The sequence below is a fragment of the Nocardia sp. NPDC004711 genome (genome assembly GCF_053601595.1).
Map to the genome: position 1 here is coordinate 93886 of NZ_JBSGCB010000026.1, position 25505 is coordinate 119390.

Here is a 25505-nt window from a genome sequence, read left to right on the forward strand (position 1 = left end):
TTTCGGCGGCGCGGATCTTGCGGTAGGCGGTCCGGTGGTCTCCCGGGCGTCAGGGCACGACGATCGTGAAATTGGGATCGGCCTTGTCGAGCAGGCCGGTGAGCCGCTTCCACACCCCGGTATCGCCCTTGGTCTGCAGGCCGTCGAACTTTCCGGTCGCCATCAGCTGCAGCAGGCCGAGTTTGGTGAGGGTGATGTCGAGATCGGCATCCCGCTTGCGGGTGGCCGGATGGTGGATGAGCGCGCCATGGCTCAGCTCCATCCGGTACTCCTCGCCGCTGTCGGTGAAATGCCAAGCGATGCTGAACTTCTCGTCCCACGCCTGGGATCCGACGATGTTCAGCGACAGCGTGTCGAACAGCTGGGTGATGCTCATGGCGAGGGCTACCGCCTGGCTGGCGGCGATCGCCGTGGGGGCGACGCCCCGGCGGAGTTCCTGTGCGCCGGTGAGGAAACAGTTGCGCCAGGTCGCGTTCTCGGAGCCGAAGCCGAGCTGCTCGAACACCGCCGCCAGGGTCTCCTTGGCCTCGGCGTGGGACGGGTCGGCGAAGACCGCGTGGCTGCCGAGTTCGGCCGCGAAGCGCAGATCGCCCTGGTCCACGAACTCCTTCACCTTGGCGACGGTCGCGTCCACGCCGCCGAGCAGCTGCACGTAGCGGGTGGCCTGCTCCTGCGGCGGGTGCAGCCACAGGTGCGCCGGATTGGCGTCGTACCAGCCGAGATAGCGCTGGTAGACGGCCTTCACGTCATGGCTGATGGAGCCGTAGTACCCGCGGTTGTTCCACTGTGCGGCCAGGTCCGGGGCCAGCGGGAAGTCCTCGGCGATCTCGGTTCCGATCTCGCCCTGGTTCATTCGCCGCACGGTCTGGTCGTGCAGGTAGGCGTAGGTGTCGCGCTGCTGGATCAGGAACTCCACGATGTTGTCCCGGCCCCACGTCGGCCAGTGGTGCGAGGCGAACACGACATCGGTGTGGTCGATGAACATCTCGATCGCCTCGGCGATGTACCGCGACCACATGCGGGCATCGCGGACCTGGGCGCCGCGCAGGGTGAGGATGTTGTGCAGGGTGTGGCAGGCGTTCTCGGCCATGCACAGCGCATTGCGGTCGGGCAGCAGGAAGTTCATCTCGGCCGGCGCCTCGGTGCCGGGCGTCATCTGGAAGATGATCCGCACCCCGTCGACCACTTCCTCCTGGCCGGTGGCGGTGATGTCGAGTGTCGGTGCGAGCAGCCCGAATTCACCCGCCGAGGCGACCGGGCCCAGGCCCATGCCGACCAGCCCCTTCGGGTCGCGCGTCAGATTCGCGCCGGAGTAGTACATGCCGCGCCGCAGCATGGCCGTGCCGACATACACGTTCTCCGAGATGGCGTGTTCCATGAAGTGCTCGGGCGCGATGATCGGCACGGTGGTGTCCTGATCGACCACACCGAGCACGCCGCCGAAATGATCGGCGTGCGGGTGGGTGTAGATCACCGCGGTGACCGCGCGGTCGCCGCGGTTCGCGCGGTACAGCGCCAGCGCCGCGGCGGCGGTCTCCGCGCTCACGAGCGGGTCGACCACGATGACGCCGTTGTCCGATTCGATCAGCGTCATGTTCGAAATATCCAGGCCGCGAACCTGATACACGCCCTCGCACACCTCGTAGAGGCCGTGCATCGCGGTGAGCTGGGACTGCCGCCACAGGCTCGGGAGGACGGTGGCCGCGCCGTCGGCCTTCAGGAAGTCGAAGGAGTCCGCGTCGTAGGCCACGCCTCCGCTCTTCCCCGGAATCACGGCGGGCGAGAGTCGCGCGATGAATCCGCGCTCGGCATTGTCGAAATCGGTGCGATCAACGGGTGCTGCTGTCATGTGCCACCTCACTGTTGGGTTTTCCGACTGTCGATCCAGTTGGTTCCGAGGTCGACGGCCTTGGTGAGCGGCCCGCAGATCTCGGGTTCCTGCAGAGCCCGTATGCGGACGCTGTTCACGCCACGTCTTTCGCCAGCCTCACATAGAACGGGTGAACTTCCAGCAATTTGAGATAGGTCTGTTGCGGGTGGCTGCCAAAGGTGAATTTGGTGCAATTGCGGAGATTCAGCTATCCAACGGGTATCCAGTAGCCCGCCCGCGGCGGCCGCATTGACCCTGGACGAATCGTGACTCACATCTCAGGATGAGACCTGATCTTCATCGATGAGGAGTGGGCATGGTGACCGAGCAGCGCGTGGACTGGCTGGCGGGTGGCGTGCGGCGGTCGGTCGCCGCGGACCGGATCGTCGGGGTCGCGTCGGAGCTGTTCCAGGCGCGCGGGTTCGACCATGTGGGCATGGACGAGGTGGCGAGCGCGGTCGGCTGTTCGCGGGCCACACTGTATCGGCACTTTCCCGGCAAGGCCGCACTGTTCGACGCGGTGATGGCCAAATCTGCGATCGCGGTGGCGGAGCGGGTGGCCGCGGCGGTGCGGCGCTACGAGGGCCCGCGCCGGATCGTGGAGGCGATCCTGGCGTCGGTGGCGGCGGTGCGCTCGGATCCGGTGCTGGCCAAGGGATTCGCGGGCACCCGGGCGGGCGGCAGCGACGGGGCCTTCGCGAGCTCGCCGGAGCTGGGGCGGATCGCCACCCTGCTCACCGGGATCGCCCCGGATGACGAAGCGGCGCAATGGATTGTGCGTATGGTGCTGTCGCTGCTGACCTGGCCGCTGGCCGATGCCGCCAGCGAGCGGCGGATGGTGGAGCGCTTCATTCGCTGAGCTGGGGCAGCGGCAATAGCGGCGCGTCCGGATCGAGGGTGAGGCCGCGGGCGGCGGCGGTGGCCGCGAGCGCGCCCCAGGCGAAGGCGGTCAGTTCCTCGGCGAGTTCCTTTGCGGTGATGGCCGGTTCGTTGAGCCAGCGCAGCACGCCCAGGCCGATCGCGCCGAGCATGGCGTCCACCGCGAACTGGGTGTGGTCGCCGTTCGCGCCGCGCAGGCGCAGCGCGCCGGAGAAGAAGTCCGCGACTGTATCGGACAGTGGGCGGCCATCCTCGATCAGACGGGTCGCGCCGAAGGCCGCGACCACATGTGAGCTGACGATGAAGCGAAACAGGTTGGGGCGCTCGGCCACCAGATCGATGTAGGCGGTCAGGGCGGTGCGCAGACCATCGCGCACCGGTCCGGCGGGGTTCAGGTGCGGGGTAACCCGCTCGACGATGAGCTGCTGGACGGTCCCGCTCACCGCGGCCAGTAGTTCCACCTTGTCGCCGAAGAAGCGATACAGCTTGGGACGCGGTATACCAGCGGTTTTCACCACATCGTCGATGGACAGATCCGGGCCGTGGGCGTCGATGGCGCGGATGGTGGCCTCGATGAGTTCGGCCCGGACCGAGGTGCGGTGCGAGTGCCAGCGGTCGTAGCGCGCATCGCTCTTCCTCTCGCCCGGGCGGTGACGCGGGTGGGAGGCCATGCGGCAGATTGTAATTCGATCCGTTACGGCAGACCTCTTGCATGCTGTCTGGGACAATCCTACACTGGGCATCACATCGAACACGCAGTACTAGGTACTTCGTGTTGCATCAAGGATGGTCCAGATGGCGAATGCCCTTCCGGCGCAGGCCTATCCCAAGGCCCGCCGCATCAGGTTCAGATTCGATCAGCGCGCATCCGGCGACAAGTACTTCGTCGAAAACGACATGGTCTACAGCCATTTCGTGGCCGGTATGTCCGGCGGGTTCCCGGCGGGGGAGGAGTCCTTCATCCGTTCGGTGCGCCGGGTGGCCGACCGGGTCACCGATCCGATGCTCAAGAAACGGGTGACCGGTTTCGTCGGGCAGGAGGCCATGCACGGCCAGGAGCACCGCAAACTCAATGAAAAGCTGGTCGAGCTGGGCTATCCCATCGCCTGGCTGGACTCCGAGTGGGCCAGGGAGCGCATGCTGTGGATCGAGGAGCGGGTGTCGCCCGAGGTGCACCTGGCCATGACCGCGGCGGCCGAGCACTACACCGCCGTGCTGGCGGAGCGGGTGCTGTCCAGTGACGAGATCCAGGCCGTTCCCGGCGATCCCGAAGTGTGGAATCTGCTGAATTGGCATGCGCTGGAAGAACTCGAGCACAAGTCGGTCGCCTTCGACGTGTTCCGCGCGGTCGGCGGCACCGAGCGCACCCGTATCGGGGTCATGCTCGCCATGTACTCGCTGACGCTGCCGCTGACCTACGTCAGCTTGGCGCTGGCCGTCGGGCGCGACCCGGCCGCGCGGCGGCAGCCGATCCGCGTGGCGCGCGAGGCATACCGGTTGTTCACCGGCCCCATCTTCCGCGGGCTCATGCCGGAGCTGGGCAAGTATCTGCGGCCCGGCTTCCACCCCGACGACATCGACACCGCCGCTCTGCTGTCCCGGTGGCAGCAGGAACTCTTCGGGGCGGACGGTCAGCTCGCCGACCACGTGAAGTAGTCACAACCCCATGGCAAGAAAGGACCGGCCAATGGCGATCGGTCGGCAGGACAGCACCTCCCTCATGCCCTATCCGAAGGTGCGGCGCATGCGATTCCGGTTCGGCGAGCCCGAACCGATGGCGCATCAGTTCGTCCAGGGCGACATTCCCCTCACCCACCTGATTGCGGTGCTCTCGGCGGCCTTTCCGCCGGGCGAGGAATCCTTCATCCGCTCGGTGCGCAAATTCTCCGGTGAGATCACCGATCCCGTGCTCAAGAAGCGGGTGGCCGGATTCATCGGCCAGGAGGCGGTGCACGGGCAGCAGCATCGGCGGTTGAACGAGCGGCTCATCGAGAACGGCTTCCCCATCGTCCGCCTGTTCACCTTCGCGCCCGGCGCGCTACGGGAGAAGGGTGTGGTCGCGCTCGAGAACGCGGTGCCGCGGCAGGTGCATCTGGCGATGACCGCTGCGGCCGAGCACTACACGGCGACGCTCGCCAGGCGGGTGCTGGGCACCCAGGAGATCCAGGACATACCCGGCGATCCGGAGGTCTGGAATCTGTTGAACTGGCACGCTTTCGAGGAGCTCGAGCACAAGTCGGTGGCCTTCGATGTGTTCCGGAGCGCCGGCGGGACCGAAATGGTGCGTATCGGCGTGATGGCGGGGATGTATGTCTTCACCATTCCGGTGGTCTCGCTCGGCGTGCTCGCGTCGATCCTCGGTGATCCGCGCAGTTGGCGGCCGGTGCAGGTGGCGCGGCAGTCGATTCGGCTGTACCGCGGGCCGATTGTGAAGGGGCTGCTGAAGGAGATGCGGCCCTATATGCGGCCGGGGTTCCACCCGGACTACATCGACACCAACGCGCTGCTCGAACGATGGCGGCGGGAGCTGTTCGGCACGGACGGCGAACTGCTGGACCGCATCGGCTGAGGGGGTGACGTGAGAGCCGCCAACAGTGTCGATCCGAAGCTGGTGGTCGTCGCCGGTGCGGGCAGTGGGATCGGGCGGGCCACGGCGCTGCGGTTCGCGCGCATGGGGCAGCAGCTCACCGCGCAGATTCCGGAACTGGCCGAGCGGCTGCCCTTCTCGCCGCTGAGCCCGGATCTGGTGGCGCGGGCCGTGGTGCGCGCCAGGGGAGGACCCCGTTGAACGCACGCGCCCACCAGTTGAAGGTGCGCGAAGTCATCAGCGAGACCGCCGACGCGGTCTCGCTGATCTTCGATATCCCCACCGACCTGACCCGCCGCTTCGCCTACGCGCCGGGGCAATACCTCACCCTGCGCGTTCCCAGCGAGCGCACCGGCTCGGTAGCCCGCTGCTACTCCCTGTCCAGCAGCCCGCACTGCGACGACCGGCCCACCGTGACGGTCAAGCGGACGCCGGGCGGTTACGGCTCGAACTGGCTGTGCGACAACGTCTCCGCGGGCGACATCCTCACCGTCCTCGAACCGGCGGGCAATTTCGTGCCACGCGCGTGGGACCGCGATCTGCTGCTCTGCGCGGCGGGCAGCGGCATCACGCCCGTGATCTCCATCCTCAAATCGGCGCTCGCCATCGGGCGCGGCAATATCGCGCTGTTCTACGCCAACCGGGACCGGGAATCGATCATCTTCGCGAACCGGCTGCAGCAGCTGGCCCGCGGTTACCCCCGGCGGCTGACAGTGACCCACTGGCTCGAATCCGAGCGGGGACTGCCGTCCGCGCGCGTAATCGCATTGTGGGCGCGTCCCTACCGGCGTCATGACGTCTACGTGTGCGGCCCGGCGGGTTTCGCGTCCTCGGTGGAGCGGGGCCTCGGTCAGCTCCGCATTCCCGGCCGGGCCATCCACCAGGAGAACTACCGCTCGCTCACCGACAACCCGTTCGAACACCACACCCCGGCGGCGTCCGAACCCACGCGGGTCGTGGCGACCGCCCGGGGCACGGCCGTCGCGGATGTCGCGACCGTCCGGGTCGACATCGACGGCGAAACCCACACCCTGCCGTGGCCGAGATCCGAGAAACTCCTCGATGTCCTGCTGCGCCACGGCATCGACGCCCCCTACGTGTGCCGCGAATCGGCCTGTGCCACCTGCGTCTGCAGCGTCAAGCAGGGCCGCACCCGCATGCTCATGAACGAATCCCTGATCGAGGAGGAACTGGCCCAGGGCCTGACCCTCGCCTGCCAGACCCTGCCCGAATCGGACGACCTCCACATCGCCTTCGACCAGTGAGTGCCCGACGCAAGCCGCGCGTCAGGTCGACGTCAGGTCGATGTCAGTCGCACCGGCGACGGTAATCGGGTGAATACCACCGCCGATCTCGGACTGCGCTACCTGCGCGGCGATCACGTCCTCGCCCAGCTGATCCGCTTCGCTCTGGTCGGCGGCGCCAGCAATATCACCTACCTCGTACTGTTCCTGACCCTGAACAGCACCGGTCCCCTGATCGCCAATATCGCCGGCTCGATCCTCAGCACCGTGATCGCCAACGAACTCCACCGCCACCTCACCTTCCGCGCCGCCGGCCGCGTCACCTGGTTCACCGCCCAGTGGGAAGGCGGCGGACTGGCCGTGATCGGCCTCCTGATCAGCACGGCCGCTCTCGCCGCCCTCGACTCCTACGCGCCCGGCCTGAGCCCGCTCGCCCGCGCGGCCGCCGTCATCGCCCTCACCGCGGCCATCGGCGCGCTGCGCTTCCTGGCCCTGCGCGGCTTCGTCTTCGGATCACCGTCCACCGAATCCCCCGCGGAGACCGAAGAACACCATTCCATGGAATCCGGAGACGCGCTTCGGTATTCGCGGCCGGGCGGCGACGTACGGCCGGCCTTTCTGATGGGTCCGATAATGGCCTGAACCTGCCGAACCCTTCCTGTCGTCGGCTTTCAGGCGCGGGTGAGTTCGGCTCGGGTGGCGGTGAGCATGGTGGTGATGGCGGCGGGGAGGGCTCGGGCGGGGTCGGGGGCGAAGCGGGGGGAGTGGTTGGAGGGGAAGCGGGGTGGGAGGGCGCCCTCGGTGAGCATGTAGGCCTGGTCGTCCTCGGTGAAGCGGGCGGGGTCTATGCCGCCGATGTGCCAGAAGACGGAGGGGGCGTGGGCCGCGGTGCCGAAGGCGCCGAAATCCTCGCTGCCGGTGATGGGGTGGTCCATGGGCATGACGGGGAGGCCGGCGGCGGTGAGGGTGGCCAGGACCCGTTCGGTGTCGCCGGGGGTGTTCTCGGTGACCGGGAAGTGGTCGTAGAACTCGACTTTCGGTTCCTGGGGTGCGCCGGCGGCGGCCGCCTCGGCCTCGGCCATGCGCTGGATGCCCTCGACCATGTGGTTGCGCGAACTGTCGGTGAAGGTGCGCAGGCTGAGCAGGACCTCGGAGGTGTCCGCGATGATGTTGGGGCGGGTGCCCGCGTGCAGGGCGCCGGCGGTGAGGACCGGGCTGGCGGCGGTGGCGCTCTGGCGGGCGGTGAGTGATTGCAGCCGCACCACCAGGGAGGCCGCCATGAGCAGCGGGTCGATGGCGGTGTGGGGCTGAGAAGCGTGGCCGCCCTTGCCCAGGAAGGTGATCCGGACCGAGTCGGAGGCGGCCATCAGGGTGCCGGGCCGGCTCAGGATGATGCCCGCGGGCAGCGGGCTCACATGCTGGCCGAGCACGATGCGCGGATGCGGAAAGCGTTCCAGCAGACCGTCATTGATCATGCCCTGCGCGCCCGCACCGGTCTCCTCGGCGGGCTGGAACAGCGCCACCACCGTGCCGGGCAATGGATTCGCCGACAGTTCCGCGCAGGTGCCGAGCAGTGCCGTCACGTGCACGTCGTGGCCGCACGCGTGCATGACGCCGGGGATCGTGGAGGCGTAGTCGAGCCCGGTCTCCTCCTGCACCGGCAGCGCGTCCATATCCGCGCGCAGCCATACCACCGGTCCGGGACCACTCCGCAGCACGCCGACAACGCCGGTGCCACCGACGTTCTCGGTCACCTCCCAGCCGGGCAGGGCGCGCAGCTCATCGGCCACCAGGCGGGCGGTGGCGTGCTCTTGGCCCGACAGCTCCGGGTGGGCGTGCAGATGGCGGTAGACCTGCTGCCAGTGCTCGGTCATGTGAGACTCTCCTTTGTCGGGACGGTCGCCGAGGCGCGGCGGGCCAGCGTCGCCCGGAACGCGTCGGCGGTTTGCGGGACCACGGCCGCCGCCAGCAACGCCAGCAGCGGTCCGAGGGCCATGGCTTCGAAAGCCGTTGTGTACGAGACGTGATCGGTGATGACACCGAAGGCGAGCGGGCTCGCCACACCCGCCAGCTGCCCGCCGAAGATGATCACCCCGGTGGCCGCGCCGATGTAGGCGCTCGGCAGCGACCGCAGCGGCACCGAGAACGCGGGCATGTAGGCCATCCCGGCGACCAGGCTCATCGTGGTGCCCAGCAGGACGAACAGCGGGAAGGACTCGGCGCGCGGCAGGGCGAACAGCATGGCGGCGGTGAAGGCCATGGCCGGCACCACGATCACCCGCGGCCGCCCGCCGATCCGATCGGAGAGCCGGGCGCCCAGGACCACCCCGGCCGCCGCGGCCAGCGTGGTCGGCACCGCGGCGATGGCGATGCCGCCCATGGAGATTCCGCGCTGCTCGTGCAGGAAGGTCGGCGTCCACGCGGTGACGCCCCATACCAGCACGTCGTAGCCGAAGAAGATGACCGCGAAGCCGATCAGTGCGGGCGAGAGCAGCACGGCGCGGCGTTCGGCCCTCGTGCCGGCGTTCGCGACCGGAATCTCGTCCTGCACCAGCGGTTCCGGCATCCATCGACGCCACGCCAGGATGACCGCCACCCCCAGCACCGAGATGACCCCGAACATCACCCGCCACCCGACCGTGGGCAGCATGACCCCCGCGATCACCGCCGCCAGCAGCAGGCCGGCCGCGTTGGAGGAGTTCGTCCAGCCCGCCGCGGTCGTCCGCTGCTCGGGCAGACTGCGTTCCGCCAGCGCCTTGATAGCGGCCGCCGGAAAAACACCCTGCACCAAGCCGAACAGGAACCGGATGCCCAGCAGGACCGCGAAAGACCAGGCGACCGCGGTCAATCCGGTGAAGATCGACCAGGCCGTCAAACCTGCGATGCCGACCTTCAAGGCCCCGAACCGATCCGCCAGCAAACCTCCGGGAACCTGGATGAGCGCATAGGCGATGAAGAACACCGACACCAGCAGACCCTGTTGCGTGTGGTCGAGACCCAGGTCGTCGCCGATCGAGGGCAACGCGAAATTGATCACGGTCCGATCGATGTAATCGACCACCCACGCCGCGAACAGCAGCATGATGGTTATCCGGGTGGTGCGTGGCATCCAGGCCCCTTCAAAAGCGGGAGTAGTGGCTGGGTGCCACGTTCGTGCCGATGCCCGAGCATACGGCGCAATTGCCGAGAGCCGCCATGTGAGGCGGTGACGCCCTGATCGCGCGATTGGTGAACGCTCTGCAATTGGCTGGACGGGGCTCGAGAGGCGCGAGTCACTGCCCGCACCCGTGGCGTGCGGCGTGGCGCTGGGCGTGTCGTAGTCTCGCGTCCGATGAGGGACATGACTATTCACGGGTATGTGGCCGACGGGTACGGGCGGGTTGCGGACGCCTTCCGGCGCAACTTCCAGCACGGGGAGATCGGCGCGGCCGTGGCGGTGTTCGATGGGGACACGCCCGTGGTGGACCTCTGGGGCGGCTGGCGGGATGCGGTCCGGCGGCTGCCGTGGGAGCGGGACACCATAGCCCCGGTGTTCTCCTCGACCAAAGGTGTTGCGGCGCTGACGCTTGCCGTGCTGGTGTCGCGCGGGCAGCTGGACTACGGCGAGCCGGTGGCGCGGTACTGGCCCGAATTCGCGGCGCGTGGCAAGGCCGAGGTCACCGTGCGGCAGCTGATCGATCACCAGGTGGGCCTCCATATTCTGCGCGATACCCGGATGACCCTGGCCGATCTGTTCGATCTGGATCGCGTCGCCGGCGTGCTGGCGGCACAGCGGCCGGGGTGGACGCCGGGCACACGGCAGGGCTATCACCCGGTCAGCATCGGGCTGTACATCAATGAGCTGGTGCGCCGCGCCGATCCGGCCGGGCGCAGCATCCGGCGGTTCATCGCCGAGGAGATCTCCGGGCCGCTGGGCGTCGATTTCACGATCGGGCTGGATGCCGATCTCGGGGGTGAGCGAATCGCCCGGCTGGTCCGCACCTCCGGGCTGGACCTGCGCCACGAGCGGAATCTGCCCTGGAACCAGGCGGTTCCGGCGCTGCTGCGCCGGGGCCCGCTGTTCCGGGCGCTGACGGTTCCGGACCTGGGCATGCCCGAGGACTTCGTGCGACCCGAGATCATGTCGGTGGAGCTGCCGGGCAGCAATGGCGTCGGCTCGGCGCGCGGCCTGGCGCGGATCTACGCGGCCGGGCTGTCCGGTGAGCTGCCGATCGCGGACGAGGTGCGGGCCCGCATCGCCGGCCCGGGACCGGTGCCCGCACCCGACGCCGTGCTGAAGACCACGACCCGATTCCACCTCGGATTCCGGAAGTCGTGTCCGACCTTCCCGTTCGGTTCGTCCGGTCACCGCGCCTACGGCACGCCTGGTATGGGCGGTTCGCTCGGTTTCGCCGATCCGGAAACCGGGCTCTCCTTCGCCTACGTTCCCAACCGCCTCGGGCTCACTCTCAATGGCGACCGGCGTTGCCTCCGCCTGGCCCGCGCGGCCTTCGGGAAGCCGACACGCCGATCGGGTACTCGTGCTGAACCCCGGCAGGCCGCCGATCGTTGACTGGATGACCGGCCCCACGCCGGTAGCCATCCAGATGCGGTCCGGTTCTCCCCCTGCGTCCGGACCGGGACCCCGCCGAGGCATCCCCGGCGGGGTCTTTGCGTGGCTAATTACGCTGCGCAACAGCAACTTCCGGCTCAGATGTGACTTGGGACACGTTGATCGAGCTCACTTCAAATGGATACCTTGTGTGCGATGTATCGCGGACAAGGCACTGTGAAACGGGGGATCGTGTTCGAGAGAAAACCCGAATTCCGAACCGTGGCCGACCTCATCGCCGAGCGGATCGCGGCACATACCGACCATGTCTTCGGCGTGGGCGGCGCCAATATCGAGGACCTCTACGACGCCCTCCACCGGCACCCCGGCCTCACCGGCATCATCGCCAAACACGAATTCGGCGCGGCCACCATGGCGGACGGCTACGCCCGCGCCACCACCCGCCTCGGCGTGGTGGCGGCCACCTCCGGCGGCGGCGCCATGAATCTCCTCGCCGCCCTCACCGAATCCTTCGACTCCCGCGTCCCGGTCCTGGCCCTGGTCGGCCAGCCCCCGACCACCCTCGAGGGTCGCGGCGCCTTCCAGGACGCCAGCGGCCACCCCGGCCGCCTCGACGCGGAGCGCATCTTCACCGCGGTCTCCCGTCACTGCGTCAAGATCACTCGGCCCCAGGACATCTCCGCCGAACTCGACCGTGCCATCGCGGCCGCACTGTCCGGTGGCCCGGCAGTGCTGCTGCTCCCCAAGGACATTCAAGCCACCCTGATCTCGAGCGGCTCCACCCTGGCGGCCGGCCTGCGATACGAGCCTCCTCACGCGGGCCCGGATGAACCGATTGCGAGCTCGCCGGAAACGCCGGCGGACATCGCGGCGCTGCTTGCCGATGTGCCTGCCGGAAGCCGGGTGGTCGTCATCGCCGGACCCGAGGTCGCGGCGGCCGATGCGCGGGCCGAGCTGGCGGAGGTGGTGCGGGTGCTGGATGCGGCGGTGCTGGTCACCCCGGATGCCAAGGATGCTTTCTCGAATCGGGATGACCGCTTCGCCGGGGTCGTCGGGGTCATGGGGCACCCCCATGCCGCCGGGCTCGTCGCGGCGGCGGAGCTGTGCCTGCTGGTGGGGGCGCCGCTGTCGATGACCGCACGAGCCGGATTGGATGCGGCGCTGGCCGGCTGTCCGCGCGTGGTGTACCTGGGAGCGGAACAGCCGTTCGTGCCGGTCCATGCCGAGGCACGGGGGCCGCTGGGTGCTTCCCTGGGGGAACTGCGTGCCTCCTTGGCGGAATCAGACGTCCTGTCCGCTCTCCCGGCGCTGCCCGGTGACGCGGCGGCCGCCTCGGAATCGATTGGTGTGCAATCGAATCCCGGCGCACCGCACGAGCTGACCGTCCCGCCCACGTCCGGGCCGGGTGTGCGATATCGCCCGGCCGTCGCGGCCATCGAGGCGGCGCTGGAGCCCGGCACCGATGTGGTCGCGGATGCCGGGAACACCGGCGCCGCGGTCGTGCACTACCTGCGGGTCCCCGAGGACGGGCGGTTCCTCATCGCGCTCGGCATGGGCGGGATGGGGTACTCCTTCGGGGCGGGGATCGGGTGTGCGCTGGGGCGGGGGCGGCGGGCCGTGGTGATCGCCGGGGACGGCGCGTATTTCATGCACGGCCACGAGGTGCACACGGCTGTCGAGTACCAGGTGCCGGTGACCTTCGTGGTGTTCAACAACAACGCGCACGCCATGTGCGTGACGCGGGAGCAGGTCTTCTACTCCGGCGAGTACAGCTTCAACCGGTTCCGCGCGGCGGAGATCGGGGCCGGTGTCGCGGCCATGTTTCCCGAGCTGCCCGCCTGGACCGCGCGCACGCTGTCCGACTTCGAGAACGCACTGGACAAGACGCGGGCCACGCCGGGGCCCGCGTTCATCGAACTGCAATGTGACCCAGACGAAATCCCACCGTTCGCCCCCTTCCTGAAGGAGCCGCTCGCATGACCGAGACCGCCACCGACGCGCCGATCGAAGTCCCGGAGCTGGATATCCCGGGCGTGTACCGCATCGAGACCATGGCCCTCAAGGAGGGCATGCCGCTGGTTCTCGACATGACCCGCGCCGTGTACCCGCACGACGAGATCTACGGGGACTACTGCACCGTCACCGAATTCATCGCCGCCCCGCCGGACGAGGTGTACGGATACCTGGCCGACACTCGCAGCCTGTGCGAATGGACCTACAGCATGCGGGGTTTCGAGCGCACCGCCGATCCCGAGATCTGGGTGTCGGATGACCGGATCGGCTCGCACACCCGCATCTACACCCGCACCGTCGCCAACCCCGACGCCCGCACCGTGGACTACCACTGCGCCTGGGACCAGGCCGACCACCTGTGGATGATCTACCTGATGCGGGTCGTGGACGCGCAACTCGTGCTGAACAAGCCGGGATCCGTTGTCACCTGGACCAATTGCCATCACCCGTTCTACGAGGACAACGGCTATCCCGAGACCGAGCCGCAGGGCCGCCCGGTCTGGGTGGGCGACTTCTGGCACCTCTTCGCCGCCGGGCACCTGCTGGAACTGCGCAATCTCAAAGCGATCTGCGAACACCGGCACGCCGCCGGGCAGCCGATCAAGCCGGAATGGATGGCCTGACCATGAGCACTGTCAGCCTGCTCGACGTCGCCGGATACCTGCCCGAGAACATCGTCCCCGCAGACTATTTCGCGCAGTACGCGGATCCGGACGAGGTCACCTCCAACATCATGTTCAAGGCCCCCAAGTTCCGCCACCACGTCGCGCCGGGTGAGACGCCCGCCGACATGGCCGAGCGCGCCGTGGCCCCGATCCTCGCCCGGCAGGGCCGGGATGCGTTGCGCGACATCGATGTTCTCATCGTGCACACCCAGCTGCCGGACATCGGCATCGTGGGCAGCGGTGGCGACGTGGCCGCCCGCCTGGGCATCGCGCCGGAGTGGCTGATCGATCTGCACAACGGCGGGTGCGCGGCCTTCGTCTACGGCATGAAACTGGCCCGCCAGATCCTGCTCTCCTCCGACGCGCGCTCCGCCCTGGTGGTGACCATCCAGAATGTCGCGGGCCAGGTCTTCACCCAGGAGCAGGTGCGCGGCAAGGCGCAGGCCGCGATTCCGGGCGACGGCGCGGGCGCGGGACTGCTGGTGAAGTCCGGTGTTTCGCCGATCCTCGATATCGAGACCCGGCACCTGCCGGAGTTCGCCGGGCAGATGACCGTCATCGCCGACCCGCCGCGCCGCTACTGGGAGGCCGGATCCGGCCAGATGCACGTGGGTTTCACCGAATCCAAGATCGCCAAGGTGCTGCAGCGCGGCAACCGGCTGGTGCCCGAGGTGGCGAATGCGGTGTGCGGTCGCATCGGGGTGTCCGCGCAGGAGCTGGATCTGCTGGTCACCAATCAGCCCAACCGCGCCTTCCTGCGCAACTGGCGCGACGCCCTCCAGTTGCCGCCCGAACGACACCCGGACACCTTCGACGACTGCGGGAACCTGTTCGGCGCGGGCATTCCCGTCACCTTCGACCGGGCGGTCGACGAGGGCCGGGTGCCGGCCGGGTCGCTGGTGATGTTCGCGGGCTTCGCGCACGCGGGCGATTTCGCCGGGGCCGCCGCCGTCCGCTGGGGCGGGCGCTGAGGGGCCGGCCGCGATGAGTCCGCTGATCACGGCCGGACATCGGCTGCAGCTCAACGAGATTCCCTATGGACCGCCGCCCTCGGTCCAGCAGGCGCTGAGCGCTGCTTTGGCCTCGGCCAATCGCTATCCGGAATTCCTGCCGCAGCGGCTGCCGCGGCTGATCGCCGCCCGGCTCGGCTGCGACCCCGATCGCATCGTGGTGGGCGCGGGCGCGACCGGCGTGATCATGCACATCGTCCAGGAATTCGGTTCCGGCGCGGCCGAAGTCGTCATGGCGACGCCCACCTTCGACGGGTTCCCCATCCTGACCAGCATGGCGGGCGGGCGGCCGGTCACGGTGCCGCTCACCGGCGCGGGCCGCCAGGACCTGGCGGCGCTGGCCGCCGCGGTGACCGAGCGGACCCGGCTGCTGGTGGTCTGCAGTCCGCACAATCCGACCGGAACCCTGGTGCCGCCAGGGGAATTCGAGGACTTCCTGCACGAGATCCCGGCGGCGGTCACCGTCGTCCTGGACGAGGCCTACGTGGATTTCGTCGCCGAGGCGGACCGCATCGATGTCTTCGCCCTGCTGGACCGGCACCCGAATCTGCTCGTGCTGCGCACCTTTTCGAAGGCCTACGGCCTCGCGGCCCTGCGGGTCGGCTACGCGCTCGGTGCGCCGGAGCTCATCGAGCGCATCGCCCGCTGGCAGCTGCCGTTCGGCATGACCGCGCTGGCCGAGGTGGCGGTGCGGGCCTGCTACGAGGCGGAGGACGAGATCGCGGCCCGGGTGGCGGTGCTGGCCGAGCAACGCGCTCATCTCACCGCCGGGCTGCGCGAGCTCGGCCTGTGCATTCCCGACAGCTACGCCAACTTCTCCTACCTCACCCTGTCCGGCGCCGAGGCCGATCGGGTGGCAACCGCGTTGGCGGGCGCGGACATCCACGTCAAGACCTATCCCACCGGTATCCGCATCACGGTCGGCGATCGCGCGGCCACCGACGCCGTGCTCGCCACGGTCCGCAGTACAGTGCAGTAATGCACGAACATCCGCCTTCCGCACCCGACGGGCAACGGGCCGGAGCGGACGAGGAGATCGACTACGCACTGCTGTCGCTCAATGCCCAGCTGTGCTTCGCGCTGTACTCCACGTCGCGATCCATGACCGCCGCTTACCGGCCGTTCCTGGACGACATGAACCTGACCTACCCGCAGTACCTGGTGCTGCTGGCGCTGTGGGAGCGGCCCGGCATCACCATGAAGGACCTCGGTGAACAGGTGCATCTCGACTACGGCACGCTCTCGCCCCTGGTCCAGCGACTGCAGTCGCGCGGCCTGGTCGAGAGTGTCCGCAGCGCCACCGACGGCCGGGCGGTGGTGCTGCACGCCACCGACGCCAGCCGCGGCCTCCAGCACGGCGCACAACAGATGATCCGCACCGTGGTGGACCTGGTCGGCGTCCCGATCGAGGACATCGAGACACTGCGCGATCAGGTCAAGGCCCTGGGCGCCCGCCTCGACGCGGCCGCGGCAGCCGCCCGCGCCCGCTGACCGCGGATCCCTGGACCGCCGACCCCGCCCGGTCACCACGGCGGTGATCGGAGACGGGTACGCGGGCAGTGTTTTCGGTCACGCGAATTTGGCCAGTGCGTCCGCCACGATGGCGTCCAGCCGGGCGTGGTGCGCGCCCTTCCAGTAGGTCTGGCCGCAGTCGACGCACTGGGCGAAGGAGTCGTAGGTCTGGCCCGTGTTGTCGGGCAGCTGGTCGCGGACGGTCTCGCGGTCGGCGGGGCGCAGCGTGCCGTTGCAGGAGGTGCAGCGGGTCCACGGGGCCAGGCGCGGGGCGAAGCGGGACAGCACGTCATCGAGCTGCTCCGCCGGTTGGTGGCTGTAAACGTAAGCGCCGGAATAGATTTCGCGGCGGCGCAGCAGGCCGCGATCGCGGGAGAGCAATACCCGGCGCTCGGCCGCGGAGCGCGCCGCCAACGCGGCGTCGCCGATATCCGGATTCTCGTATGCCGCATCGATTCCCAGCAGGCGCAGCCGCCGGGCCAGGGTACCCAGGTGGATGTCGAGCAGGAAGCGCAGCGGTTCGGGGCTGGTCTGCGGACGGGACACCGCCGCCACCGTGACGCTCTCGCCGCCGCGTGGAATATGACCGGCCGCAACCGGTTCCCCGTTCACCAGCAGGGCGCCCACCTCGGTGAGCGGCACGCCCGATGACTCCACCACATGCCCCAGCGTCGAGGTGCCGTCCACCCGGACCGGCGAGCCGTCGCGCTGACCGACGAACACGCGCAGCTCGGGCGCGAACTCGACGGTGATTTCCCCTGCGTTCACCAGCCCAGGATCCCAGAAACCGGGCACCGGCGAGCAACTCCATTTCGATCCCGGCCGGCCGGTTCGGCGGCGAGAAACGTGAAGTGGAGACCAATTTCACTGGTGCAGTGGCCTGAAGCGCAGTCGAAAGGTGTGAGAACAGTTAGTTGACCAATTGTTTGCACACCGGCTGGTCGCGGAGTCTTGTTGACGCCTTGCCAGCATAGGTGTAACGATGGGAAACAGATACTTAGGTCACTTCCCGAGAGGCTCTGACAATGTCGTCAGCATCCGTGACGGCCGACGACCCTGCGGTCGCATTCGCCCGGCAGTATGCCGAGAAGCTCATGCTGCTCTCGCAGGGCTCGGTCGACAAGAATTTCGATCCGTTCACCGATATCGACTGGGATCACCCCGATTTCGTGGTGAAGACCGACGACAAGCGGTGGATCCTGCCGGTTTCGGGCGACATGTTCGCCCGGCATCCGTGGTACCAGGCGCAATCCGAGGCGCGCAAGATCGCCATCGGGCTGTGGCGCCAGGCCAATATCGCCAAGGTGGGGCTGCAGTTCGAGACGCTGCTCATCGGCGGCATGGTGCAGCACACCTTCAAGCTGCCCAATGGCTCACCGGAGTTCCGGTACTGCACCCACGAGGTCATCGAGGAGTGCAACCACACCCTGATGTTCCAGGAGATGGTGAATCGCATCGGGATCGATGTGCCGGGCATGAATCCGATCCTCAAGCAGCTCACCTACCTGGTGCCGCCGCTCGCCTCGGTCTTCCCGAACCTGTTCTTCATGGCGGTGCTCTCCGGTGAGGAGCCGATCGACCACATCCAGAAGGCGATTCTGCGGGCGGGCGAGGATATTCATCCGATCATGCGCGGTGTCATGGCGATCCACATCGCCGAGGAGGCCCGGCACATCTCCTTCGCCCACGAGTTCCTGGAACATCATGTGCCGCAGGCGAACCCGATCGACAGATTCGTGCTGTCGCTGGCCTTCCCGATCGTCCTGTGGATCGGCGGGCGGGCCATCCTCGTCCCGCCGCGCGCGTTCTTCCGGGAATTCGGGATTCCGCGCTCGGTCCGCAAGGACGTCTTCTTCGGGCTGCCCGACTCCAAGGAGGCCTTCGCGGGCTTCTTCGGTGACGTGCGGTCGCTGGCCAAGAAGATCGGGCTGATGAATCCGGTCTCCAAGCAGGTGTGGAAGGCGCTGGGCATCGACGGCGCGACCACCCGCTACCGATCGGAAGCGGATCGTCCGGGTCAGGTCCGCGCGGCCTGACCGGGGTGACGGGCGTGGACCGGGGACTTCGGTCCCCACCCGCCCGCGACAGTAGACGTTACCGTAAATAACATGTAATACTCGGTGCGTCCGGACGCCGATGTCCGGGCGCGACGAGAAGCGAGAACCTCAATGACGCGGCATGTCGACGTACTGATCATCGGGGCGGGTCTGTCCGGAATCGGCATGGCCTGCCATCTCACCCGCGAGCAGACCGGGCGCAGCTACCTGATCCTGGAGCGCCGGACCGCCATCGGCGGCACCTGGGACCTGTTCAAGTACCCCGGCATCCGCTCCGACTCGGACATGTACACCTTCGGCTACGGCTTCCGGCCCTGGCACGGCACCAAGGTGCTCGCCGACGGACCGCACATCCGCCAGTACATCGAGGACACCGCCGCCGAATACGGCGTCACCGATCACATTCGCTTCGGTCGCAAGGTCACCAAGACCGCCTGGTCCAGCGACGAGGGCGGGTGGACCGTCGAGGTGCTCGACGAGCGCACCGGCAAGACCGAGACCTACACCAGCAACTTCCTGGTCGGCTGCACCGGCTACTACGACTACGACAAGGGCTACCGGCCGCAGTTCCCCGGCGAGGAGAACTTCGGCGGGCAGATCGTGCACCCGCAGCACTGGCCCGAGGACCTCGACTATCGCGGTAAGCGCGTGGTCGTGATCGGCAGCGGCGCGACCGCCATCACGCTCATCCCGGCCATGAGCAATGACGCCGCGCACGTCACCATGCTGCAGCGCTCGCCCACCTACATCGCGGCGCTGCCCGCCGACGACCCGGTCGCGGTCGGGTTCAAGTTCGCGAGAGTGCCTGCCGCCATTGCCTACCGGGCGGGCCGGGCGCGCAATATCGCGCTGCAGCGGGCCAGCTACCAGCTCTCGCGCACCAACCCCAAGTTGTCGGCCAAGCTCATGCTGGCCGCGGTGCGCGCGCAGGTCGGGCCCGACATCGACATGAAGCACTTCACCCCGAGCTACAACCCGTGGGACCAGCGCCTGTGCGTGGTGCCCAACGGCGATCTGTTCCGGGTGCTGCGCAAGGGCAAGGCGGCCATCGTCACCGACACCATCGAGACCTTCACCGAGAAGGGCATCCGCCTGTCCTCGGGCGAGGAGCTCGAGGCCGACATCATCGTCAGCGCAACGGGTCTCACCGTGCAGATGCTCGGCGGCGCGGAGCTGGAGGTGGACGGCGAGGCGCTCGCCACCCGGGATCTGGTGGCCTACAAGGGCGCACTGCTCGGCACCGTCCCGAACATGATGGTGATCCTCGGCTACACCAACGCCTCCTGGACCCTCAAGGCCGATCTGGCCGCCGAGTACTTCTGCCGCCTGCTGAACCACATGCGCGACAACGGATTCACCGAGGTCGTCGCCATCCCCGAGGAGGGCGACCGCTCCGAGGCGTCCCTCATGGGCGGCGCCCTGACCTCCGGCTACATCCAGCGCGGCGACGGCGTCATGCCCCGCCAGGGCACCCGCGGCCCATGGCAGGTCATCAACAACTACTTCCGCGACCGCGCCATGCTCCGCAAGGCCCCGCTGGAGGACGGCGTCCTGCGCTTCCGCCGCAGCACCCGCCAGTCCACCCCGACCCCCGCCGAATCCCGTTCCGCCTGACCCTTTCCCGCGCCGCCGGATGCACGATCAAGCCAGTGATCCGGCCGCTGGCCCTTTCGCACACCGCCGGCGGGATCGCAGGATGGTGGAATGACCACCACTCCGCCTTCGTTCCCGGCCATGGTGCGTGAGGAGTTCGCGCCCACGACGACCTACCTGAATGCGGCCAGTTATGGCCTGCTGCCGAAATCGGTTGTGGCGGAGGTGATCGCGGCCGAGGAACAGCGCATGCGCGGCGAGTTCGACATCCCCGGCGTGGACGCGCACGTCGACGCGTGCCGGGCCGCGTTCGGACGGCTCACCGGGTTCGACTCGGCCCAGGTGGCGGCCGGCGCGCAGGTCTCGCAACTGGTCGGGCTGGTGGCGCAGAGTCTCCGGCCGGGCGCCAACGTGCTGGTGCCCGAGCACGAATTCAATTCGGTGCTCTGGCCTTTCCTGGTCCGGACCGACGTGAACGTGCGGGTCGTGCCGCTGGCGGACCTGCCGGACGCGATCCGGCCCGGCGACGATGTGGTGGCCGCCGCCCTGGTGCAGTCCGCCGACGGTGCGGTGCTGGATGTGGCGGCGACCGTGGCCGCCGCCCGTGCCCACGGCACGCGGGTGCTCTTCGACGTGAGCCAGGCCGTCGGCTGGCTGCCGGTGCGCGATACCGGGGCCGATTGGGTCGTGAGTGTCGGCTACAAGTGGCTGCTCGGTCCGAAGGGCACCGCGTTCCTTGCGGGAACGCCTGCGGCACTGGATGATCTGAGCCCCGTCGCCGCCGGCTGGTACGCGGGGTACAACCCCTGGGAGACCGTCTACGACGGCCCCTTGCGGCTGGCGGAGGACGCGCGCCGGTTCGATGTCGGGCCGGTGTGGCCCGCATGGATCGGGCAGCGGCGGAGCCTGGAGCTGATCGAAGGGGTCGGTATCGACGCCATTCACCGGCACGATGTGGCGCTGGCGGACCGGCTGCGCAAGGGACTCGGCCTTCCCGAGGGCAATTCGGCGATCGTGTCGATCGAGGTGCCGGAGCAGACCCTGGAGCGGGTGCGCGAGGCGCGGATCGTCGGCGCCCTGCGGGCCGGGCGACTGCGGCTGGCCTGCCACTTCTACAACACCGAAGCGGACATCGACCGGGCGCTCGACGTGCTCGCCGGGTAGTCCGGAGGTCAGATCGGCTGGAAGCCGCTGCCGACGCCCTTGCCGGCGTCGACGGCGGCGCGGATGGTGTCGAAGGCTACGGCGATGACGGGGGTGTGGACCGGGTTGTCGGCGTTCGTGCAGCTGAAGCGGATGACGCGGGTGTCGCTGATCAAGGGGGCGGAGATCATGCCGACTAGTTGGTCGCCGTTGGTGACGGGGCCGCCGGAGTCGCCATAGCTGGAGCAGGCCTGTTCGAGGAAGCCCACGGGGCTGGAGGCCCAGACGATGCCGCAGGCATGGCCACTGGTGCGGCCGTTCTGGCAGACGATACTCAGGGCCGGTGGTGCCGGGGCGAGGGCGGTGATGGTGCTGCCGTTGACGGTACGCAGCGGGGTGACCACGGCCGGATCGAATTCGATGACGGCATAGTCGAGTTGCGGGTCGGCGTCGCGAACCACGCCGATCACTCCGGCATCGGGGAACTGCTCGCCGCGCACCAGGGTCCCCGTCCTGGCGCAATGGCCGGCGGTGAAGCCGACCAGTCGCCCGGCGGCGTCGTAGCCGATGGTGGTCAGACTGCATTTGGTGGCGCGGCCCAGGACCAGACCGGAGCCGCCGCCGAGCGCGGCCTGCGTGTCACCGGGATCGGCGTGGGCGGCGGGTGCGGCGCACAGCCCCAGGGTCACGGCCACCGCGACCGGTGCGATCCAGCGGTTCACCTGCATGCCTACCACCTATCCGACTCGACGCGTACGGCTTCCGGCTTTCGCTACACGGTAGCCTCCGGGGTCAGCGCAGCCAGATCGGACGCTGTGCGGCGAATGGATCGGACTGGACGTGCGGAGCATCGGACCAGATCATGGTCTCGCGCCGGTCGAGAGTGTAGCGGGGCCAGCCGCCACCCGGGTCCGCGTTGCTGACGAACGACACCCACGCCCGGTGCACGGCATCGGCCAGCGATTGCGGCGGATTGTCGCCCGCCACCGCGGTCACGCCCGGCGCCCCCAGCAGGTCGAAGGCGAACGGCACATCGAGGCAGTGGAACGACATGCCCTGGTACTTGGGCGCATTCGAGGCCCAGGTGAACTCGTAGAGCCAGGTCGGCTGGTTGCGCCCGGCTCGCATCTCGGCCACCCGGTAGGACGGCATGCGAATGACGGCGTCGCTCTGCGCCTGTCCCGCAAGCTGATTCGCGTTCATCCCCGGGTAGGCGAGGCCGAACGCGGCGGTGGTGGCGGCGCCGAAACCGAGCGCGCCCAGCGCCGCCGGCAGCGTGGCGTCGGTGACCGGGGGCTGTTCGCCGCTGAGCGAGGCGCCGTTGAACTCCTGCGCGGTGAAGCCGATCATCAGCGGAATATCCTGGTTCGCACCGGATTTCAGGACATCGGCGCTGGTCGCGGGGATCAGCGTGCCGTCCGCCCAGGGAGCCAGGCCGAGCAGGGTGGCGGCGGTGCTGTCCGGACCGGGTGTGCGCAGCCGGTCCTCCATGTCCTGCAACCGCACCTTGCTGACGTCGCGCAGCGCGGCGGCGGTGGCGGGCATGCCGGTGCGCTCGGTGAACAGCTCGGACATGGCCAGCGCGGTGGCGCGATCATTGGGTTGCGTGACCGCGCCGGACTCCGAAATGCCCGCGCGGAACAGGCCTTTCGCGGACGGGGTGTTCATCAGCGCCCACACCGCGCCGCCGCCGGCGGACTGGCCCGCGATGGTCACCCGGGCCGGGTCGCCGCCGAATGCGCCGATATTGTCGCGGACCCAGGTGAGCGCGGCGATCCAGTCCAGGACCCCGCGATTGTCGGGGGCGTCGTCCAGATGCAGGAAGCCCTCGATGCCGAGCCGATAGCCGGCCGACACCAGCACCACGCCGTCGCGATTGAAGGCCGCGCCGTCGTACCACGGGCTGGCGGGGCTGCCCGCCACGAAGCCGCCGCCGTGAATCCACACCAGCACCGGCAGTTTCGCGGTCCGGTCCGGGTTCGGGGTGAAGACGTTCACGGTGAGGATGCCGTCGCCCGGGATGGAGGGCTCCGGGATGGCGGTCACCTCGGACAGCTGCTTGATCTGTGCGGTGGGGCCGTACCTCGTGCAGTCGCGGGTCTCCAGCCAGGGGATCGGGCTCTTGGGCGCGGCGAAGCGCAGATCGCCGATCGGCGGCTGGGCGAAGGGGATGCCGAGGAAGGCGACGCCGGTGTCGCGGCGCTCGCCGCGGACGGGCCCCGAGGTGGTGGTGACGGTGTCGGCCACGCGTGCCCGGTCCGATCCGGATTTCCCACTGGAGCAGGCCGCGGTCAACACCAATGCCCCGGCCCCGAGCAGGAGGGTCCGTCGTCCGATCTGTTCCGCGGCCATGCCAACCTCTGATCCATTATTTACGTCAACACTTGAAATAATTAACTGGCACCCTAGTCTCAAACCCGTGGATCCCGCACCCCCGCCCACCGATGCCGCCGCCATCCGCCGCCGCAATCTGGGCCTGGTCCTGCGTCACCTCGCCGACCATGGTCCCTGTCCCCGCACCGACGTGGCCGCCGCCACCGGACTCGCCCACGGTTCCGTCACCGCCCTCGTCGCCGATCTCACCGACCGCGGCCTGCTCCGTGAGGACGATGTCCTCCGCTCCGGCACCCGCGGCCGCCCCGGCCGGCCGCTCCGCCTCGAACCGCGCCGCGCCGCCGTGGCCGCGATCCAGATCACCTCCGAACATCTCGGTGTCGCCGTCGCCGATCTCGCGGGCGGCGTCGTGCACCGCGAAGTCGTGCCGCACGACCTGGCCCCCGGAACGCCCGAGGCCATGGCGGACGCCGTCGCCGCCGTCGTCGCCCGCATCGAGGCGTCCTTACCCGGATTCGCCGCCGCCGAAACCGATTCGGACCCGTACCCCGCGCCGGTGCTCGCCCGGGTCGTGATCGCCATGGCCGGACCCGTGCGCGACGACGCGGCGCAAACCGTCGTGGTAGCACCGGATTTCGGCTGGATGGAACCGGTCCGCCTGCGTGCTCTGGTGGCCGCCCGGCTGCCCGCGGCTGTCGTCGCGATCGACGTGGTCAATGACGCGAATGCGGCCGCCCTGGCCGAATTTCATGCCCTGCAGCATGATTCGCGCGGCCTGGTGCTGATCGAGGCCGGCACCGGGATCGGCGGCGGCGTCGTCCTCGACGGCCGCATCCACACCGGCAGCCACGGCATCGCCGGCGAACCCGGGCACATCCCGGTCGCGATGGACGGCCCCGCCTGCGTCTGCGGCGCCCGCGGCTGCCTGGTCTGCTTCGCGGGCCCGGAGGCGGTGTTCGAGGCCGCCGGACTCGGGGAACTGTTGCGTCGCAAGGGTTCGCAGCCCGCTCAGGCTGAACTGCTGGCCCTGCTGAGCCGGGCCGACACGCGCGCGATGGCCGCGCTCGACACCGCCGCCCGGGCCCTCAGTACCGCCATCCTGTCCATCACGGCACTCCTCGACGCCGACGAAGTGGTCCTGGGCGGCCTGCTGAGCGACTGGTTCCGCTGGCTGATCCCGGCCATCGAGGCCCGCCTCGCCGGTCGCCGGGCCCTCGCGCCCGCCCTGGCCCTGCGGGTCACCCCGGCGGCCCTCGGCGAGAACGGGATTCTCACCGGTGCCCTCGGCTTCGCCCGCCGCGCAGTTCTTTCCGACCCCGCGGTGGTGCCGCCGCTACCGGCGGCGGCCCGGGCGGGCGCCTGATCAGGCGGGGGCGGTCCCGAGCACCAGCCCGACCAGCACCACGCTGGTCGCAGCGGCGATCGAGCCGGTCGCCCAGCGGCTGAAATGCCGGTTGCCGGTGCGGATATTGGTGACGGTCAGCGCTCGGAACTCCCCGAACCGGTTCTCGTGGCCGTCCGCGAACGCGGGATCGCCCAGGTGCAGGTCCGTGCCGAACAGCGGCAGGAAATGCAGAACCCAGTGGGCCCCCGCATCATCGGTGATACCGACCCGCATCCCGAGGTACCGGCGTACCGGCGCGCAGCGCCCGGCCAGCCGGGCCAGCGGCCCGATCCGGGGCCGGGCCGCCAGGTGAACGAGCAGGGCGGTGACGGCCACCCCTCCCGCCGTCACCGCCATCGCCGCCCGCGAAAGCGGGAGCATTCCCTCGCCGACCAGCGCCACCGCGGTGCCCACGAACCACAGGGGCTGCAGCGCAGGCATTTCCATCGGTCGCGGCGGCGAGGTGATCGTGCCGATCAAACTGGACCTCCGATACCCGGCCGTCGGCAGCGGTACCGCCGCGACCTGCCCGAGCGGCCGCCTGCAGCCCCGGCAGGCGCCGGCATCGTGCGCATTGGTCCAGCCGCAGCGCGAACATCGGAGGGTGGAATCGGTGGTCATGGAGATCTCCTCCCCGGGATCTCGAAAGGTGGTGCCGGTCA

At 69.0% G+C, this 25505-nt stretch carries 23 protein-coding genes and 1 pseudogene; 16 read left to right on the top strand and 8 right to left on the bottom strand.

Annotated features, from left to right (window positions below):
* Nucleotides 1–49 precede the first annotated feature (49 nt).
* Complete coding sequence (locus ACWEKS_RS26245) at nucleotides 50–1849, bottom strand: alkyl/aryl-sulfatase (RefSeq protein WP_452342522.1); 1800 nt, start codon at nucleotides 1847–1849, stop codon at nucleotides 50–52.
* Between the two features lie 337 nt (nucleotides 1850–2186).
* On the opposite strand from ACWEKS_RS26245, the gene ACWEKS_RS26250 reads away from it, so the two are divergent.
* On the top strand, nucleotides 2187–2729 hold the full coding sequence (locus ACWEKS_RS26250; RefSeq protein WP_354841428.1) for a TetR/AcrR family transcriptional regulator: 543 nt from the start codon (nucleotides 2187–2189) through the stop codon (nucleotides 2727–2729).
* Here ACWEKS_RS26250 and ACWEKS_RS26255 read toward each other — a convergent pair.
* Nucleotides 2719–3420, bottom strand: a complete 702-nt coding sequence (locus ACWEKS_RS26255) for a TetR/AcrR family transcriptional regulator (RefSeq protein WP_452342523.1) — start codon at nucleotides 3418–3420, stop codon at nucleotides 2719–2721. The two genes, ACWEKS_RS26250 and ACWEKS_RS26255, sit on opposite strands and share 11 nt — an antisense overlap.
* A gap of 115 nt (nucleotides 3421–3535) precedes the next feature.
* Between ACWEKS_RS26255 and ACWEKS_RS26260 the strand changes: the two genes are divergently transcribed.
* From ACWEKS_RS26260 to ACWEKS_RS26280, 5 genes and pseudogenes are all read left to right on the top strand, one after another.
* On the top strand, nucleotides 3536–4405 hold the full coding sequence (locus ACWEKS_RS26260; RefSeq protein ID WP_452342524.1) for a metal-dependent hydrolase: 870 nt from the start codon (nucleotides 3536–3538) through the stop codon (nucleotides 4403–4405).
* 31 nt (nucleotides 4406–4436) lie between these two features.
* Nucleotides 4437–5318 carry a metal-dependent hydrolase gene (locus tag ACWEKS_RS26265; protein ID WP_452342525.1) on the top strand — a complete coding sequence of 294 codons (882 nt, stop codon included), beginning with the start codon at nucleotides 4437–4439 and terminating at the stop codon, nucleotides 5316–5318.
* A gap of 9 nt (nucleotides 5319–5327) precedes the next feature.
* Nucleotides 5328–5426: pseudogene (locus tag ACWEKS_RS26270) on the top strand (SDR family NAD(P)-dependent oxidoreductase); the annotation flags it as partial.
* 107 nt (nucleotides 5427–5533) lie between these two features.
* Nucleotides 5534–6601, top strand: coding sequence for a 2Fe-2S iron-sulfur cluster-binding protein (locus ACWEKS_RS26275; RefSeq protein WP_452342526.1), 1068 nt, complete (start codon nucleotides 5534–5536; stop codon nucleotides 6599–6601).
* Between the two features lie 69 nt (nucleotides 6602–6670).
* A complete protein-coding gene (locus ACWEKS_RS26280; RefSeq protein ID WP_452342527.1) occupies nucleotides 6671–7222 on the top strand; it encodes a GtrA family protein in 552 nt (183 codons plus the stop codon).
* Between the two features lie 29 nt (nucleotides 7223–7251).
* Here ACWEKS_RS26280 and ACWEKS_RS26285 read toward each other — a convergent pair whose 3' ends face one another.
* Nucleotides 7252–8454 carry an amidohydrolase gene (locus ACWEKS_RS26285; RefSeq protein ID WP_452342528.1) on the bottom strand — a complete coding sequence of 401 codons (1203 nt, stop codon included), beginning with the start codon at nucleotides 8452–8454 and terminating at the stop codon, nucleotides 7252–7254.
* A complete protein-coding gene (locus ACWEKS_RS26290; protein WP_452342529.1) occupies nucleotides 8451–9689 on the bottom strand; it encodes an MFS transporter in 1239 nt (412 codons plus the stop codon). Before ACWEKS_RS26290 ends, ACWEKS_RS26285 begins: the two co-directional genes overlap by 4 nt.
* Before the next feature lie 231 nt (nucleotides 9690–9920).
* Between ACWEKS_RS26290 and ACWEKS_RS26295 the strand changes: the two genes are divergently transcribed.
* The 6 genes from ACWEKS_RS26295 (at nucleotide 9921) to ACWEKS_RS26320 (ending at nucleotide 16311) form a co-directional block, all read left to right on the top strand.
* Nucleotides 9921–11132: a serine hydrolase domain-containing protein gene (locus tag ACWEKS_RS26295; protein WP_452342530.1), complete on the top strand. Its 1212-nt coding sequence runs from the start codon at nucleotides 9921–9923 to the stop codon at nucleotides 11130–11132.
* 231 nt (nucleotides 11133–11363) lie between these two features.
* Nucleotides 11364–13112: a thiamine pyrophosphate-binding protein gene (locus tag ACWEKS_RS26300; RefSeq protein ID WP_452342531.1), complete on the top strand. Its 1749-nt coding sequence runs from the start codon at nucleotides 11364–11366 to the stop codon at nucleotides 13110–13112.
* A complete protein-coding gene (locus ACWEKS_RS26305) occupies nucleotides 13109–13768 on the top strand; it encodes an SRPBCC family protein (protein ID WP_452342532.1) in 660 nt (219 codons plus the stop codon). Before ACWEKS_RS26300 ends, ACWEKS_RS26305 begins: the two co-directional genes overlap by 4 nt.
* A gap of 2 nt (nucleotides 13769–13770) precedes the next feature.
* Nucleotides 13771–14781, top strand: a complete 1011-nt coding sequence (locus tag ACWEKS_RS26310) for a 3-oxoacyl-ACP synthase III family protein (protein WP_379436512.1) — start codon at nucleotides 13771–13773, stop codon at nucleotides 14779–14781.
* Nucleotides 14782–14794: 13 nt separating this feature from the next.
* A complete protein-coding gene (locus ACWEKS_RS26315; RefSeq protein ID WP_452342533.1) occupies nucleotides 14795–15799 on the top strand; it encodes a pyridoxal phosphate-dependent aminotransferase in 1005 nt (334 codons plus the stop codon).
* Nucleotides 15800–15921: 122 nt separating this feature from the next.
* Nucleotides 15922–16311, top strand: a complete 390-nt coding sequence (locus tag ACWEKS_RS26320) for a MarR family winged helix-turn-helix transcriptional regulator (protein ID WP_452342560.1) — start codon at nucleotides 15922–15924, stop codon at nucleotides 16309–16311.
* 78 nt (nucleotides 16312–16389) lie between these two features.
* Here ACWEKS_RS26320 and ACWEKS_RS26325 read toward each other — a convergent pair whose 3' ends face one another.
* Nucleotides 16390–17100: a Mut7-C RNAse domain-containing protein gene (locus ACWEKS_RS26325; protein WP_452342534.1), complete on the bottom strand. Its 711-nt coding sequence runs from the start codon at nucleotides 17098–17100 to the stop codon at nucleotides 16390–16392.
* 257 nt (nucleotides 17101–17357) lie between these two features.
* On the opposite strand from ACWEKS_RS26325, the gene ACWEKS_RS26330 reads away from it, so the two are divergent.
* From ACWEKS_RS26330 to ACWEKS_RS26340, 3 genes are all read left to right on the top strand, one after another.
* On the top strand, nucleotides 17358–18368 hold the full coding sequence (locus tag ACWEKS_RS26330; protein ID WP_452342535.1) for an AurF N-oxygenase family protein: 1011 nt from the start codon (nucleotides 17358–17360) through the stop codon (nucleotides 18366–18368).
* A 132-nt stretch (nucleotides 18369–18500) separates the two neighbouring features.
* Nucleotides 18501–20003, top strand: a complete 1503-nt coding sequence (locus tag ACWEKS_RS26335) for a flavin-containing monooxygenase (protein ID WP_452342536.1) — start codon at nucleotides 18501–18503, stop codon at nucleotides 20001–20003.
* A 90-nt stretch (nucleotides 20004–20093) separates the two neighbouring features.
* Nucleotides 20094–21146, top strand: a complete 1053-nt coding sequence (locus ACWEKS_RS26340; protein WP_452342537.1) for an aminotransferase class V-fold PLP-dependent enzyme — start codon at nucleotides 20094–20096, stop codon at nucleotides 21144–21146.
* Nucleotides 21147–21154: 8 nt separating this feature from the next.
* On the opposite strand, the gene ACWEKS_RS26345 is transcribed toward ACWEKS_RS26340, so the two are convergent.
* The gene (locus ACWEKS_RS26345; protein WP_452342538.1) at nucleotides 21155–21853 is read right to left on the bottom strand and encodes a hypothetical protein; all 699 of its coding nucleotides are present in this window, start codon (nucleotides 21851–21853) and stop codon (nucleotides 21155–21157) included.
* A 64-nt stretch (nucleotides 21854–21917) separates the two neighbouring features.
* Nucleotides 21918–23477: a carboxylesterase/lipase family protein gene (locus ACWEKS_RS26350; RefSeq protein WP_452342539.1), complete on the bottom strand. Its 1560-nt coding sequence runs from the start codon at nucleotides 23475–23477 to the stop codon at nucleotides 21918–21920.
* A gap of 67 nt (nucleotides 23478–23544) precedes the next feature.
* Here ACWEKS_RS26350 and ACWEKS_RS26355 point away from each other — a divergent pair, with 67 nt between their 5' ends.
* Nucleotides 23545–24822: an ROK family transcriptional regulator gene (locus tag ACWEKS_RS26355; RefSeq protein ID WP_452342540.1), complete on the top strand. Its 1278-nt coding sequence runs from the start codon at nucleotides 23545–23547 to the stop codon at nucleotides 24820–24822.
* Here the strand turns inward: ACWEKS_RS26355 and ACWEKS_RS26360 are convergent, their stop codons facing one another.
* Entirely contained in the window at nucleotides 24823–25464 is a 642-nt protein-coding gene (locus tag ACWEKS_RS26360; protein WP_452342541.1) for a hypothetical protein, read from the bottom strand.
* Between the last annotated feature and the right edge of the window lie 41 nt (nucleotides 25465–25505).